Origin of the sequence: Aeromonas sp. CD (assembly GCF_033349375.1) — a bacterium.
GTDB classification, from domain to species: Bacteria; Pseudomonadota; Gammaproteobacteria; order Enterobacterales; family Aeromonadaceae; genus Aeromonas; species Aeromonas hydrophila.
In genome coordinates this window covers 3448639-3463164 of sequence record NZ_CP137631.1, presented here as the reverse complement: position 1 = coordinate 3463164, position 14526 = coordinate 3448639, and the positions used below count along the sequence as shown (strand labels likewise).

13 protein-coding genes and 2 tRNA genes are annotated in these 14526 nt (G+C 59.8%); 9 read left to right on the top strand and 6 right to left on the bottom strand.

Annotated elements, in window-relative coordinates:
* Nucleotides 1-74, top strand: a tRNA-Gly gene (locus R2E40_RS15995).
* A gap of 94 nt (nt 75-168) precedes the next feature.
* Nucleotides 169-243, top strand: a tRNA-Gly gene (locus R2E40_RS15990).
* Nucleotides 244-289: 46 nt separating this feature from the next.
* Here the strand turns inward: R2E40_RS15990 and R2E40_RS15985 are convergent.
* Entirely contained in the window at nt 290-1252 is a 963-nt protein-coding gene (locus R2E40_RS15985) for an IS1595 family transposase (protein WP_318163877.1), read from the bottom strand.
* A gap of 177 nt (nt 1253-1429) precedes the next feature.
* Nucleotides 1430-2149, bottom strand: a complete 720-nt coding sequence (gene arcA, locus R2E40_RS15980; RefSeq protein ID WP_011706824.1) for a two-component system response regulator ArcA — start codon at nt 2147-2149, stop codon at nt 1430-1432.
* A gap of 376 nt (nt 2150-2525) precedes the next feature.
* Here arcA and R2E40_RS15975 point away from each other — a divergent pair, with 376 nt between their 5' ends.
* Both R2E40_RS15975 and R2E40_RS15970 read left to right on the top strand, forming a co-directional pair.
* On the top strand, nt 2526-2942 hold the full coding sequence (locus R2E40_RS15975; protein ID WP_318163876.1) for a DUF3293 domain-containing protein: 417 nt from the start codon (nt 2526-2528) through the stop codon (nt 2940-2942).
* Nucleotides 2943-2984: 42 nt separating this feature from the next.
* Nucleotides 2985-3464 (top strand): putative 4-hydroxy-4-methyl-2-oxoglutarate aldolase, encoded by a 480-nt coding sequence (locus R2E40_RS15970; protein ID WP_318165570.1) that lies wholly within the window; start codon nt 2985-2987, stop codon nt 3462-3464.
* Between the two features lie 5 nt (nt 3465-3469).
* Here R2E40_RS15970 and R2E40_RS15965 read toward each other — a convergent pair whose 3' ends face one another.
* Nucleotides 3470-3946, bottom strand: a complete 477-nt coding sequence (locus tag R2E40_RS15965) for a hypothetical protein (protein ID WP_318163875.1) — start codon at nt 3944-3946, stop codon at nt 3470-3472.
* 172 nt (nt 3947-4118) lie between these two features.
* On the opposite strand from R2E40_RS15965, the gene R2E40_RS15960 reads away from it, so the two are divergent.
* On the top strand, nt 4119-4517 hold the full coding sequence (locus R2E40_RS15960; protein WP_024943684.1) for an META domain-containing protein: 399 nt from the start codon (nt 4119-4121) through the stop codon (nt 4515-4517).
* A 115-nt stretch (nt 4518-4632) separates the two neighbouring features.
* On the opposite strand, the gene aceK is transcribed toward R2E40_RS15960, so the two are convergent.
* Nucleotides 4633-6360: a bifunctional isocitrate dehydrogenase kinase/phosphatase gene (gene aceK / locus R2E40_RS15955; protein WP_318163874.1), complete on the bottom strand. Its 1728-nt coding sequence runs from the start codon at nt 6358-6360 to the stop codon at nt 4633-4635.
* Nucleotides 6361-6555: 195 nt separating this feature from the next.
* Between aceK and R2E40_RS15950 the strand changes: the two genes are divergently transcribed.
* The 4 genes from R2E40_RS15950 to thrC all read left to right on the top strand — a co-directional run bounded on the left by R2E40_RS15950 (nt 6556) and on the right by thrC (nt 12222).
* A complete protein-coding gene (locus R2E40_RS15950) occupies nt 6556-7248 on the top strand; it encodes a tRNA/rRNA methyltransferase (protein WP_318163873.1) in 693 nt (230 codons plus the stop codon).
* Between the two features lie 260 nt (nt 7249-7508).
* A complete protein-coding gene (gene thrA / locus R2E40_RS15945) occupies nt 7509-9968 on the top strand; it encodes a bifunctional aspartate kinase/homoserine dehydrogenase I (protein ID WP_318163872.1) in 2460 nt (819 codons plus the stop codon).
* A 2-nt stretch (nt 9969-9970) separates the two neighbouring features.
* Nucleotides 9971-10951, top strand: a complete 981-nt coding sequence (thrB, locus tag R2E40_RS15940) for a homoserine kinase (RefSeq protein WP_024943687.1) — start codon at nt 9971-9973, stop codon at nt 10949-10951.
* On the top strand, nt 10948-12222 hold the full coding sequence (gene thrC / locus R2E40_RS15935; RefSeq protein ID WP_318163871.1) for a threonine synthase: 1275 nt from the start codon (nt 10948-10950) through the stop codon (nt 12220-12222). Before thrB ends, thrC begins: the two co-directional genes overlap by 4 nt.
* 114 nt (nt 12223-12336) lie before the next feature.
* Here the strand turns inward: thrC and R2E40_RS15930 are convergent, their stop codons facing one another.
* Complete coding sequence (locus R2E40_RS15930; RefSeq protein WP_318163870.1) at nt 12337-13251, bottom strand: DKNYY domain-containing protein; 915 nt, start codon at nt 13249-13251, stop codon at nt 12337-12339.
* Nucleotides 13252-13526: 275 nt separating this feature from the next.
* A complete protein-coding gene (locus tag R2E40_RS15925; protein WP_318163869.1) occupies nt 13527-14429 on the bottom strand; it encodes a hypothetical protein in 903 nt (300 codons plus the stop codon).
* Between the last annotated feature and the right edge of the window lie 97 nt (nt 14430-14526).

Here is a 14526-nt window from a genome sequence, read left to right as displayed (position 1 = left end):
GCGGGTGTAGTTCAATGGTAGAACGGTAGCTTCCCAAGCTGCATACGTGGGTTCGATTCCCATCACCCGCTCCAAATTCCAGATAATGGTCAAGGCCGTTGTCACCTCAGCCGAAACGGCTGTCTGTCGTGGGGCTTCCCCATCACACCAAGCAAGTTTTGATGCCAGGCGGGCATCGTATAATGGCTATTACCTCAGCCTTCCAAGCTGATGATGCGGGTTCGATTCCCGCTGCCCGCTCCAGCCTTCATGCAAAAAGCCCACTCCTGCGAGTGGGCTTTTTGTTGGGCTATGTCCCAATTACGTGTTGCATGGGGCGCCCCAGCGCCTCATGCAAGCAACGTGAGATATTCACTTCCCGCCCATAGCGCTCCAACATCCTGCGCCAACCCAGATAATTCTTCAGATAGTGGGTCGCTACCCCATGGAACCGCTCCATCCACTCCTTCAATCGCCTGTGGTACCCGTTCACATGTTGGATGTGATATGCACCCACCACCCGCTCTCCCGCTCGATTGCGCACCACTTGGTGTGTTATCCCCAGTCCCTCGCTGAAACTCGCATACACCCCGGCACCATCGCTGCACAGGGCGGCATCCGGGGCGATAAGCGGCTCAAGCACCGCCTTCACCGCCCTGGCATTCAACTGTTCCAACTGGAAATCGGCCAGGTGGCCTGCTCGGTCTTGCACCACCATCACCGGGATGTAATCCGGTCCTGTGCCTCGGGTACGGCCTTTGCCGCCACGATGGCGGGCCGGCCGGGGCAATCCGCGCTGTCCTTTGAATGACTCCAGGAAGAAGGTCTCATCGACCTCGACGATACCGTCTTCCCGTACCGCCTGATGGGTTGCCATGGCTTTCAGGAAGCGGTGGCGCCATAAAAAGGCGGTGTTTTTACCGACCCCACAGCGGAGCGCCGCCTGCCGGACGGTCAGACCGTCGATGAGGGCCTGTGCATAGTCTTCCCAGCATTGTGGCTTGCGAAGTCGAGCGAGAGGCGTGTTGGTGAGAACGGAACTGGTGCGCAGACACTGCTTGCAGCGATAACGGCGCAGCCCTCGAGACCAGCCCCAGGGAGCCAGCTGTGTGGTCTCGGCCTGACAGTGAGGGCAGCATTGGCATGCGGGGAGTTGAGTTGCCAGCGAGGTGATGGGGTGAGGGGTGGTGAGTTCATGTTGCGCGAGACGACGCTGACGCGAAGTGAGCGATGGGAAGAGGGACAGTAGCTGTTGAAAGGCTTGGGTATCCATGATGGAGGCCCTCAAGGTGATGACCTACTTCAAGGTTAGCCTTTCAACACATAACTGGGACAGAGCCTTTTGTTGTCTGTTTTTTGATGCCGGCGATAGTGCCAGATCGGCCAAGCTGAATGGCGCAGAAATGGAAAAGGCGCCATCGGCGCCTTTTCAACTCGGGAGGAGGGAGGATTACTCCTGCTCCAGCTCACCGCAGAAGCGATAGCCTTCGCCATGGATGGTGGCGATGATCTCGGGGGTGTCGTTGACGCTCTCGAAGTGCTTGCGGATACGGCGGATGGTGACATCCACGGTGCGGTCGTGGGGCTTGAGCTCACGGCCGGTCATCTTCTTGAGCAGCTCGGCACGGGTCTGGATCTGGCCCGGGTTTTCGCAGAAGTGCAGCATGGCGCGGAACTCGGAGCGCGGCAGCTTGAACATGTCGCCAGCCGGGCTGACCAGGGCGCGGCTGTTGATGTCCAGTGCCCAGCCGTTGAACAGGTAACGCTCCACCAGCTTCTTCTCTTCGCCACCGGCGGCCACGTTCATGGTGCGGCTCAGCAGGTTGCGGGCACGGATGGTCAGCTCACGGGGGTTGAACGGCTTGGTGATGTAATCGTCGGCACCGATCTCCAGACCCAGGATCTTGTCCACTTCGTTGTCACGACCGGTCAGGAACATCAGGGCGATGTTGTCGTCCTCACGCAGCTCGCGTGCCAGCAGCAGGCCATTCTTGCCCGGCAGGTTGATGTCCATGATCACCAGATTGATGGTGTGGGAAGTCAGAGCCTGATGCATCTCGTCGCCATTGTTGGCTTCGAGCACGATATAGCCCTCTGCCTCGAAGATGCTTTTCAGGGTATTGCGAGTGACCAGTTCGTCTTCGACGATCAGAATGTGTGGTGTTTGCATGAGTATTCCCAGATTCTTATCAGTTAGTTATCTAAATTTTAACACTCTTTGGCGTTACCCGACCGGTCCTGAAAATTTATTACGTCATCCTGGGTATGAATGTCAGGTCGGATTATCGCGAATTTGGCATCAGCGTTGGCAAACATCCCTGTGCCACACATAGGCTCTCAATAAGTCTGATCGAGAGAAGCCTGGAAAGGTAGTCCATTACAAAAGTGGCTGCATTTTATCAGTTAACAGGCGCATAACAACACTCTTTGCCGTCAGATAGCAACTTTTTAACTCTGGTTTGATATAGGTCAAACCCTGAGTTCACAGCATGATACTTGGGGTTGCCCCCATTTTCGCCCCTATAAAATGTAATGGAATGTAACATGTGGTTGACATGAATTTGTGGGAAAACTACAGAAAAATCTGCTTTATTGCACCCTTTTCGGCGCCGAAATGGCCTGCCTACGCCATTGTGACGGCCTGGAATCCTGCCAGCCGCCAGCTGGGAATGCGTCGCAATACCCGCCGTCAGCGGGCCCTGTGGCGGGCCATTGCGGCGGTTCCTCGCTGGCAGGCGATGGGGCCTTGTCGGGGCAGTTCGCTGGACGAAAGCTGGCAGGAGTCGTCGCTGCTGCTGGCCTCCACGCGCAGCGAGGCCATCCAACTGGCGGCCCGCTTTGGCCAGAATGCCATCTACTGGGTGGAACAGGGGGAGCTCTGGCTGCTGCCGGTGTTGCTGGCGGGGGAGCCACACCATCTGGGCAGAATTGAATCCCACTGGATTGTCAGGGGCTCTGCTTGATGAAAGAATGAGCGAATTCATGTCCATGGAAGGAGACTTATGATGCTGGATCTACTGCCCGATCTCTGTGACGAGTACGGCGATGGCCTGCAGGTGGCGGAGCCGCTGTTTCAAAATTTTGGTGGCAAGGCGCTGTTTCACGGCCAGGCGGTCACCCTCTCTTGTTACGAGGACAACAGTCTGGTGCGGGAGCTGGTCAACCGGCCCGGGCAGGGGCGGGTGATGGTGATCGATGGCGGCGGTTCCCTGCGCCGTGCCCTGCTCGGCGATCAGCTGGCGATCAAGGCGGCGGAGCAGGGCTGGGAAGGCATCGTGATCTACGGCGCAGTGCGCGACGTGGGCACGCTGGCGACACTGGCGCTGGGGGTCAAGGCATTGGCGCCCTGTCCGGTCAAAACCGAGAAGCGGGGACAAGGGGAACTGGATGCCGTGGTGTCGTTTGCCGGGGTGACCATACATCCGGGGGACTACGTTTACGCCGATCTCAACGGCGTGCTGGTGAGTGCCACCCGGCTGATCTGATCCCGCTAGAAGTTGAAGCCGACCCCGACGCTGAGGGATTGTTCGGTGCGAAAGGCGCTGACACCGTAGTTGGCAGTGATGGCCAGTTGCGGGGTCAACAGCAGGCTGGTGTTGAGCTCCAGCAGGGTGCTGGGCTTGTTCACTTCCAGCTGTTTGAGCTGGCTGCCGATGTTGAGCATGGGGGAGAGCTGATAGCGCACCCCCGAGCTCAGGTTGTAGCCGGATTGCTCGCTGCTGGGGCCGACGGCCGGGCCTGCTTCCATGTAGAGGCTGACGCCATCGTGCAGCGGATACTGATAGCCGGTATTGATGAGCCAGAGATCGAAACTGTCGTTGTGATGAGCCTGATTGCCGAGCAGCACGCCGGAGTAACTCTTGACGTAGAGCTGGCTGTTGGCGTCGTTCTTGAGGAAATCCCAGTCGGCGGCCTGGGCGGTAAGGCTGAGGCATGAGACGAGTGCGATGACGGATGATTTGACCATTCTTTTCCCCTCCCTGGGTCCGGAACAGGAATACAAGCATGGCACATGCCAGCTGGTAGTAAAGGGAACCCCGATCACAATAAAACAGTTTTGATTTGCTCCGCTCTCATGATACACAGGCCCCCATCACCATGTTTCTTCCCCTATTTTGCTGATATCAAGAGGTGAACCCATGAACAAAAAACTGACTCTGCTGGCCGTACTGGCCCTGGGAGGCTGCGCCATGGCAACTGGTTCCAAGCTGACTCAACTGCAAGCCTCCACCTGGCAACTGCAAGGGGCGAGCGGCGACACCTTTACCCTGCAAGTCGCCGGTGACAAGGTGGCGGGCAAGGGCGGTTGCAACCGCTATTTCGGCGCCATCACCCAGCAGGGTGACGGTGTGCTGGCGCTGGGCCCCATGGGTTCGACCCGCATGATGTGCATGGGCGATCTGGCCGGCAAGGAGATGCTCTATCTGCAGAAGCTGGAGAAAGTGGCGAGCTTCCAGATCAGCGGTCAGCAGCTGGTATTGAGCGACGCCAACAAGGCGGCGCTGCTCACCTTCGATGCCATGCCTGCCGCCAAGTAACTGACGGTTTTGTCAGGGGCTGTCGTAGCGCGAGCTGATGACCCAAAGCAAAAGGGACGCCTCGGCGTCCCTTTTGCTATTTGCACTCCCTTTTGCAACTGGGCTCCCGGATAGGCTAGCCCCCTCGCTGAAACTTGAAGCGCTTCTTGCGCCGATAGGGATAGACATCCTCGAACACTCCCTCCTTGATGTTGCTCTGCAGCATCCTCCAGTAGTTGGCATCGAACAGCTCCTTGTGCAGCTGCATCATGATGTCGCGCACCTGGGGTTTTTGCAGCAAGAAGGTGGCGAACTCCTCGGGGAAGATGTCGTTGGGGGCAACCGAGTACCAGGGTTCGGCGCTCCACTCATCCTCGGGGTAGCGCGGCGGCGGGATCTGGCGGAAGTTGCACTCCGTCATGTAGCAGATCTCGTCGTAGTCGTAGAACACCACCCGGCCGTGACGGGTGACGCCGAAGTTCTTGAACAGCATGTCGCCCGGGAAGATGTTGGCCGCCGCCAGCTGCTTGATGGCGTTGCCATACTCCTCCAGCGCGAGCCGGGTCTGCTGCTCGTCCGCCTTGTCCAGATAGAGGTTGAGCGGGATCATCTTGCGCTCGGTGTAGAGGTGCTTGATCACCAGCTTGTCGTCGGTGAGGGTCAGTGCTGACGGTGCCACCGTCTTGAGCTCGGCCAGCAGTTCGGGCGAGATGCGATCGAGGGGAAACTCGAAGTTGGTGAACTCCTGGGTATCGGCCATGCGGCCCACCCGGTCATGTTGTTTTACCAGCCGGTATTTCGCCTTGACCTGCTCGTGGCTCACGTCTTTGGGCGGCGTGAACTCGTCTTTGATCACCTTGAACACCACGTCATAGGAGGGGAGGGTAAACACGCTCATCACCATCCCCTTGATGCCGGGGGCGATGACGAACTGTTCCCGGCTCTGGGCCAGGTGCTGCTGGTAGTGGCGATAGAGCTCGGTCTTGCCGTGCTTCTGGCAACCGATGGCGTTGTAGATCTCGTAGTCCGGCTTGTGGGGCATGATCTGGCGCAGGAACAGCACGAACAGCGCCGGCACGGGGGCATAGACCATGAAGTAGGCGCGGGCGAAGCCGAACACGATGGAGGCCAGCTCCGGCTCGAAGATGACGGTATCCACATAGATGCTCTGGCCGGTACTGAGCAGCGGCAGGATGAAGGGGAAGACCTGCCCCTTGACCCGGATCAGTCCCACCAGATAGGCCCCCTTGTTGCGGTAGAACACCTCCTTGAGCAGCTCGATGGCGAACGGCTCATCGTGCAGGATGGCCGGCCCGTTCTCGGCAAGATGGTGCTGGATGTCGACAATATCGCGCTGTTTGTCCTCATAGGGCAGGGTGAAGCTGTAATCCCCCAGCAGCTGGCTCAGGGTCTGCGGCAGGTGGGCGAGATCGGTGCGATAGATGCGCAGCAGGGCGCTCAGATCGGGGTGCTCCCCCCGGCTGCGAAACGGGTGGATATAGAGGTTCTCGTCGCGAATGTTGCGATGGCGGAAGATGCGGCGATAGACGGAGTTGAAGAAGGACTCCGCCACCTCGAAGTTCTCGCACTTGGGCAGCAGATCGCTGAACGCCCCCTTCACCTGCTTGAGCAGGGCCTGGCTCGGCAGGGTAGCCCCCATCATCTGCTTGATCAGCGCCGTGGTGGCGCCGACGTGATGATCATAGAGGCGAATGCGCTCGCGCCCGGCGAGCTGCACCCCCAGCCAGTCGCTGTTCTCGAAGCGGCTCTTGCTGCCCTGGGTGATTTCGAGAAACCGGCTGTAAAACGACTCGAAGCGTTGCAGAATCGTCTCGGCGACGGCCTGTTCCAATGGCTGCTGCATCTCTCTCTTCCTTGTGATCTGTCGGGCCGATGGCGCCTGGGATTGGCTGCAATTTGTTCACATTCCCGGCCACTATGGCAATATTCAAACGTCTGTTCAAGTGGCAATTTTCGGGTGAAAACGGTAGATTGCGCCCCTGTTTTGCCGATGATCCGCTGTTGTTTGCGCGTTCGGCCCTGCCCAGGAGAAAACCCGATGAAACTCTATTTTGTGCTGGTGGCCCCTGCCCGCCCGGCCAACGTGGGCGCTGCCGCCCGCGCCATGAAAACCATGGGCTTTGATGCCATGCGGCTGGTGGCAAGCCGGGTGCACGAAGAGGAGGAGGCGAGCTGGGTGGCCCACGGTGCGCAGGAGATCCTGACCCAGGCCGAGGCGTTCGACACCCTGGAAGAGGCGCTGGCCGACATGGACCTGGTGGTGGCCACCACCGCCCGCCAGCGCGGCCGTTATCAGCACTACCTCACGCCGGCCGAGATCCGCGATCAGATCAAGGCCAAGCCGTCGCTGGACAAGGTCGCCATCGTGTTTGGCTGCGAGGAGTCGGGGCTCTCCAATGAGCAGCTGGCCCAGGTCGACCTCATCAGCTATCTGCCGCTCAAGGTGAGCTACCCGTCCCTGAACCTGGGGCAGGCGATCATGCTGTACGCCTACGAGCTGAGCCAGTTGCTCGATGAGCCGGAGGTGGTAGCAGAAAATGTTGATAACGCCGGACAGGTTCGGGTGCTGAAAAGCAAAGCAGCAGAAATTCTCGGTGAACTCGGTGTTTCGCAGGATGAAAAACTGCATCAATGGGTGATGGACCGAGTGCCCATGCTGCCGCAGCGGGATTTGAATATGCTCCATCTGCTCTGCAAAGACCTTGCCCGCAAACTTGGCAAAGAGGTTTAGGTTGACAGCCCTGCGCCCGGCGCGGTATTGCTAAAAGCCAGCTTCGTTCAAGAGTGTTCGTCATGCAGTTATTCACCAACGTCATCACCACCACCATTATTACCGGTACCACCACAGGTGGCACTGGGGCCGGTTGATGCGCTGACGAACAAGCACAGAAATCAGAAAAGGCCCGTACCCACCCAGTACGGGCCTTTTTGTTGGATGATTTTCAGAACCATTTTCGGGCAAATTTGCAAGGATCACAGGGAGAGAAAGCGATGAGAGTGTTGAAGTTTGGCGGGTCGTCACTGGCCGATGCAGAGCGTTTTTTACGGGTCGCCGATATCGCGGTGAATACCCACGGCCAATCCCAGGTTGCCCTGGTGCTGTCGGCACCGGCCAAGGTGACCAACCACCTGGTGGCACTGGTAGAGCAGACCAGCCGCGGCATGGATGCCAGCAGCACATTGTTCGAGATCAACGGCATCTTCTCCCGCCTGCTGGCCGGCTTGAAGGCAGCCTATCCGGCGCTGGATGACAAGGCGCTGCAGGCCCGCCTCACCGCCGAACTGGATCAGGTGGAGCGGCTGATGCAGGGCATCCGCCTGCTGGGGCTCTGCCCGGACAACGTGCAGGCCCGCATCCTGAGCCGGGGCGAGAACCTCTCCATCGCCTTCATGCACGAGCTGCTGCGGGTGCGCGGCCTCGAGCTGGACATCATAGTGCCGGAGCAGTTGCTGGTGACCGACGGCGGCTATCTGGAGGCTCACGTCGACATCGAAGCCTCCCGCCTGCGCTTCGCCGCCAAGGGCCTGCGCTCCGACTGTCTCTACCTGATGCCGGGCTTCACCGGTGGCAGCGACAAGGGTGAGACCGTGCTGCTCGGCCGTAACGGCTCCGACTACTCCGCCGCCGTGCTGGCCGCCTGCGTCGATGCCGAGTGCTGCGAGATCTGGACCGACGTCGAGGGCTGCTACAACTGTGACCCGCGCCTGGTGCCGGACGCCTATCTGCTGAAGACCCTCTCCTACAAGGAGGCGATGGAACTCTCCTACTTCGGTGCCAAGGTACTGCACCCGAAAACCATCGCGCCGGTGGCCCAGTTCCACATTCCCTGCCTCATCAAGAACAGCTTCAACCCGCAAGGGCCGGGGACGCTTATCGGCGTCGAGCAGGGGGATGATGACCTGAAGGTGAAGGCCATCTCGGATCTCTCCGGCATGTGCATGTTCAACGTCTCCGGCCCCGGCATGAAGGGCATGGTGGGTATGGCCGGCCGCATCTTCTCCGCCGTCTCCCGCGCCGGGGTCAGCATCGTCCTCATCACCCAGTCATCCTCCGAGTACAGCGTCAGCTTCTGTATCCACAGCTATGACTGCGACAAGACCCGCAAGGTGCTGGAGCGCGAGTTCGAGCTCGAATTCAAGAACCAGCTGCTGGATCCGCTCGAGATCATGCAGGATCTGGCGATTATCTCCCTCATCGGTGACGGCATGCGTACCAGCAAGGGGATGGCGGCCCGTTTCTTCACCTCGCTGGCGCAAGCCTCCATCAACATTGTCGCCATCGCCCAGGGCTCGAGCGAGCGTTCCATCTCGGCCGTAGTGCGGGATCGCAAGGTGGCGGAAGCCATCAAGGCCTGCCACCAGAACTTCTTCGGCAGCCAGCAGTTCATCGACTTGTTCGTGGTCGGCGTCGGCGGTGTCGGCGCGGCCCTGGTGGATCAGATTGCCCGCCAGCAGCCGGTATTGGCCGAGCAGGGCACCGGCCTGCGGGTGGTAGGCATCGCCAACAGCCGCCAGATGGCGGTCAACAAGGATGGGCTGAACCTCGCCAACTGGCGTGAACAGCTGGTGGAAGCCCGTGACAGCTTCAGCCTGGAAGCGGTGCAAAAGCTGGTGGAAGAGAGCCACCTCATCAACCCGGTGATCGTCGATTGCACCTCCAGCGAGGCCATCGCCGTCCAGTATGCCGACTTCCTCGCCGCCGGTTTCCACGTGGTCACCCCGAACAAGAAGGCCAACACCGGGTCGCTGGATTACTACAAGGCGCTGCGCCGCACCGCCCGTCAGACCCGTCGCAAGTTCCTGTACGAAACCAACGTGGGCGCCGGCCTGCCGGTCATCGAGAACCTGCAGAACCTGATCAAGGCCGGCGACAAGCTGCGCGCCTTCGACGGCGTGCTGTCCGGGTCGCTCTCCTTTATCTTCGGCAAGCTGGACGAAGGGATGGCCTTCTCCGATGCCACCAAGATTGCCCGTGGCAACGGCTTTACCGAGCCGGATCCGCGCGACGATCTCAACGGCATGGACGTGGCCCGCAAGCTGCTGATCCTGGCTCGCGAGGCCGGCATGGCGCTGGAGCTCTCCGATGTAGAAGTGGAGCAGGCCCTGCCGCCCGGCTTTGATGTGAGTGGCGATGTGGAAGCCTTCATGGCCCGCCTGCCGGAGGCTGACGGCTGGTTCCGCGACCAGTTTGCGGCCGCGCAAGCTCAGGGCAAGGTGCTGCGCTACGTGGGCTCCATCGAGGGGGGCAAGTGCAAGGTCGCCATCAAGGCGGTCGGCGCCGACGAGCCGCTGTTCAAGGTCAAAGACGGGGAGAACGCGCTCGCCTTCTTCTCTACTTACTACCAGCCGATCCCGCTGGTGCTGCGTGGCTATGGCGCCGGTACCGAAGTGACCGCCGCGGGCGTCTTTGCCGACGTGCTGCGTACCCAGAACTGGAAGCAGGAGTTGTAAGCATGAGTTCAGACATGTACCAGAGCGGCAGCGTGGTGGCCTATGCCCCCGCCTCCAGCGCCAACCTGAGCGTGGGATTCGATGTACTGGGGGCGGCGCTCGCCCCCGTGGATGGCTCCCTGCTCGGGGATCGCGTCCAGGTGAAAGCTGCCGACGTGCCGTTTGCCCTCTCTAGCGTGGGCCGCTACGCCCACAAGTTGCCGGCTGACCCGAAAAAGAACATCCTCCATGACTGCTGGCTCGCCTATGGCGAGGCGCTGGAGAAGCGGGGCCTTGGTCTCAAGCCGCTCGAAATGGTGTTGGAGAAAAACCTGCCGGTGGGCTCGGGCCTGGGTTCCAGCGCCTGCAGCGTGGTGGCGGCACTGGAAGGTCTCAACGCCTTTCACGGCGCGCCCCTCAATGAACACGACCTGCTGCTGCTGATGGGGGAGATGGAAGGCAAGATCTCCGGCTCCGTCCACTACGACAACGTCGCCCCCTGCTATCTGGGCGGCATGCAGCTGGTGCTGGAAGAGCACGGCGTCATCAGCCAGGGCATCCCGGTGTTTGAGCAATGGTACTGGGTGGTCTGCTACCCGGGCACTGTGGTTTCGACCGCCGCCGCCCGCGCCATACTGCCGGCCCAGTATCGCCGCCAGGATTGCCTCACCTATGGCCGCCGGCTGGCCGCTTTCGTGCACGCCAGCTACACCGGGCAGGAGGGGCTGGCGGCGAGCGTACTCAAAGACGTGATTGCCGAGCCCTACCGCGCGGCGCTCATTGAAGGTTTTGCCGAGGTGCGGGCCCAGGCCGCCCAGAACGGGGCGCTGGCCACCGGCATCTCGGGCTCCGGCCCCAGCGTGTTCGTGGTGATGAAGGATCTGGCCCAGGCCGAGCGGATGAAAGATTGGATGGACGCACATTTCGTGCAGAACGAAGATGGATTTGCCCGGGTTTGCAAACTCGACATGGCCGGGGCACGGGTAACAGGAAGCGAGCTATGAATCTTTACAATATCAAGGACAAGAGTGAACAGGTGAGCTTCGCCCAGGCGGTGCGTCAGGGTCTGGGCCGCGAACAGGGTCTGTTCTTCCCCGAGCAGCTCGAGCCGTTGGCCGACGTCGATGCTCTGCTGGATCTGCCGCTGGTGGAGCGTTCCGCCCGCATCCTCGGCCACCTGCTGGGGGACGAAGTGGCCGCGCCTCAGGTGCACGAGCTGGTGAAGGCCGCCTTCACCTTCCCGGCGCCGCTAGTGAAACTCAAAGATGGCACCTATGCCCTCGAACTGTTCCACGGCCCGACCCTGGCGTTCAAGGACTTCGGCGGCCGCTTTATGGCCCAGTGCCTCGCAGCGTTCCGTACCAACGACAAGATCACCATCCTCACCGCCACCTCCGGCGACACAGGCGCCGCCGTGGCCCACGCCTTCTACGGGCTGGAGGGGATCGAGGTGGTGATCCTCTACCCGAAGGGCAAGATAAGCCCGCTGCAGGAGGCGTTGTTCTGCACCTTAGGTGGCAACATCCGCACCATCGCCATCGACGGCGACTTCGATGCCTGCCAGGCGCTGGTGAAGCAGTCCTTCGATGACGAGGAGCTGAAAAAGGCGATCGGTCTGAACTCCGCCAACTCCATCAACATCAGCCGTTTGCTGGCCCAGGTTTGCTACTACTTCGAAGCCGTGGCCCAGCTGCCGAAAGCCGATCGCGCCAAGGCGGTCATCAGCGTGCCGTCCGGCAACTTTGGCAACCTCACTGCGGGCCTGATCGCCAAGGCGCTGGGGCTGCCGGTGAAGCGCTTTATCGCCGCCACCAACGCCAATGACACCGTGCCGCGCTACCTCAAATCCGGTCAGTGGGATCCGCACCAGACGGTCGCGACTCTGTCGAACGCCATGGATGTGAGCCGCCCCAACAACTGGCCTAGGGTAGAGGAGCTGTGCCGTCGCAACGGCTGGGCGCTGGAGACCCTGGGGTCTGGCATGCGTGACGATGCCCAGACTCGCGCGGCCCTCAAACGCCTGCACGAGCTGGATTACCTGTGCGAACCCCATGGGGCGATTGCCTGGGATCTGCTGGGCGAACAGCTGGCTGAGGACGAGGTAGGGGTTTTCCTCTGCACCGCTCATCCCGCCAAGTTCAAGGAGTCGGTGGACGAGATCCTGGGGCTGGACGTGCCGCTGCCCGGCCCGCTCGCCAAGCACGCCGTGCTGCCGCTCTTGTCCCACAACCTGCCGGCGGAGTTTGCCCGGTTAAGAGCGTTTCTGATTGAGTAAGGCTGGTTGAGCAAGATAGCCGGGTGCTGAATGGCAGCCATAAAAAATCCCCCGATATCGGGGGATTTTTGTTTTCTGCGTTGAGGTCGAGAGCAAGCAGAAATTGGGAGCAAGTTATTCCACAGCCATTTTTTCACAGCTGGGGTTGCCCAGATCATCGTGAACACTGCAATCCCAGTTGTGCACCCCATCGCTGAGCTGGTCGTATTCCACCTTGGCTGCGGCCAGGTTGACCCCTTCCAGTTCAGTCGGCTGGACGTTCACATACCAAACGCGTGTGCCGTCGGTGACGAAGTTCTCCTGCAGCGGTTTGATAAGGGCGCTGTCGACCCCTTTTGGCAGGGGGGCGATCCGCTGGTTGCCGCTATAGAAGCCGTCTTTGGTCACGGCGGAAGAGAAGTTCAGGCAGTGGAAGCTGGCGGCATCCACCTCTTGTTGGGGTTCACCTTCGAAATAGAGAGTGCCATCGATGTTGGCCCACCCTTGGCAGACGTCGTACAACGCCACTTTTCCTTTGTGAGGAATGACCTTGGTCTGGTCGGCCACATAGTAGTAGTGGCGCTGATCAGCAGCCTGACCATGGGCCGTCTTCAGGTGTTTGGGGTCCGCTCCCTCGAGCAGTTCGCCGGTGACGAGAAAGACATGGCGATCGTCGCTGGCAAAAGGGTGGTCAAGCAAGGCGAAGGCGGCGGTATTCACTGGCACCTTGATCTGCTCGCAATAGGCATAGGCCTGCTGCCCGCTCAGCAGAAAACTGCCGAGCGCTTTGGCAGTGTTGAGATCGAAGCTGTCGGGCAGTGGCTGGGCATTGCAGAAATAGCGCCCCTGCGAGTGGGCAATGCTGAAATCATCGTTGCGGTATGTGACATCAAAGTCTGTCGGCACAGCTCCGGCCAGCGGGATCCCCGCTTGATTGCCATAGGGTTTGAAGATGACCTTGCCGGCATCAAGCTGATAAGGAGCAACAACCTCTGCATGGCTTGCCAGCGGCAGACAGCACGCCAACAGGGCGCAGTAGCGAACATTCATAAGGGCTCACTGTTCATTGAGAAGGTGGGTGATGATGCGAAATGGCCGCCAGGGTTGCGAGAGCACTGCATGCCCCAAAACGGTGCCGTTTGGCATCATACGTAGGTGGGTTTCCATATGGCAAGCATTAAGCGCCATTCGGGCAGTGATCTGAGGGGGATAGGTGGTTCAGCCGGATACCTTAGTTGCCTCTTCTGCTGGCAGTAGCACGTTGTGGGGGAGACAACATAAAAAGAGCCCGGCAGGGCTCTTTTTATGGATCGATAGCGGGCTGCTTAATTGGCTTTGCCAATCACCTGAGGGCTCGCTTCGCAGAAGTCGTAATCGTCACAGTACTGCACCTGATAGGCATACTCCTTGCCGGGGATCAGAGAATTCTGGTCGCCGTTGATGTCGATATAGCGGTCGTCGTTGATGCCGAGTTTGGCCAGTTCGACAAATTTCTGATCTTGCGGCTTGTCGAGTTTCTCGGCACGGGAGATGCGGGTGTATTTATGCTGACGGGTCGTGATGGCGCTGTTGTCGGCATTGCTCCAGGCGAGCTGGACTTCGCTGACCAGATCATTGCTGGCCTTGATCCCGGCAGGCTGGTTGAATCTTGGGTACTGCACCTTGATGGTGGAACTGGCGATGCGCAGTCTAAGGCTGGTCAATGGCTCGAAGGAAGCAATATTGCTGCCGCACAGCGAGAGATATTTCGGCATCGCCTTGTCATATTTCGGCTGATCCTGTCCGTCGTAGAAATGCATCGAGAGCTGGGTATCGCCGCTGGAGTAAGAGGTCGCCCGTTCGATGTTCTTGCGCTGGGACAACATGAAGTTGTCGGGGGATCTGCCGGCCCCGACGGAGAGAGTCATAAAGGTATAAGAGTCGCTGGTGGAGGGCCGATAGAGATTATTGGTGCCCCGCAGGAAGTAGCTGCGATATTTCGGGTCGGAATACATGTAGGAGTAGAGATCCATAGTACCGGCAGAGGCACCTCCCTCCGCATTGACGCCGGTGTCATTGAAGTTGTGTCCGAACAGCAGGGTCGCGCCTTGCGGGGTATTGAGGCGATACATCTGGCAGCCATCGATGATCCGCTGGTATTCCAGTGTGGCGAAGTGGTGGGCAATGGTCTGTTCAGCCATGGCAGGTGCAGCCAGCATGGTGAGAGCGGCGAAGAAAGCGCGTTTCATATAATCGAATCCCGAATAAAAAAAGAGCGCACATTCTAGATCATGTCATCCGTCAGTTGTGCTCCATATGGGTATTGAACTATCCCTCAAGGAGTGG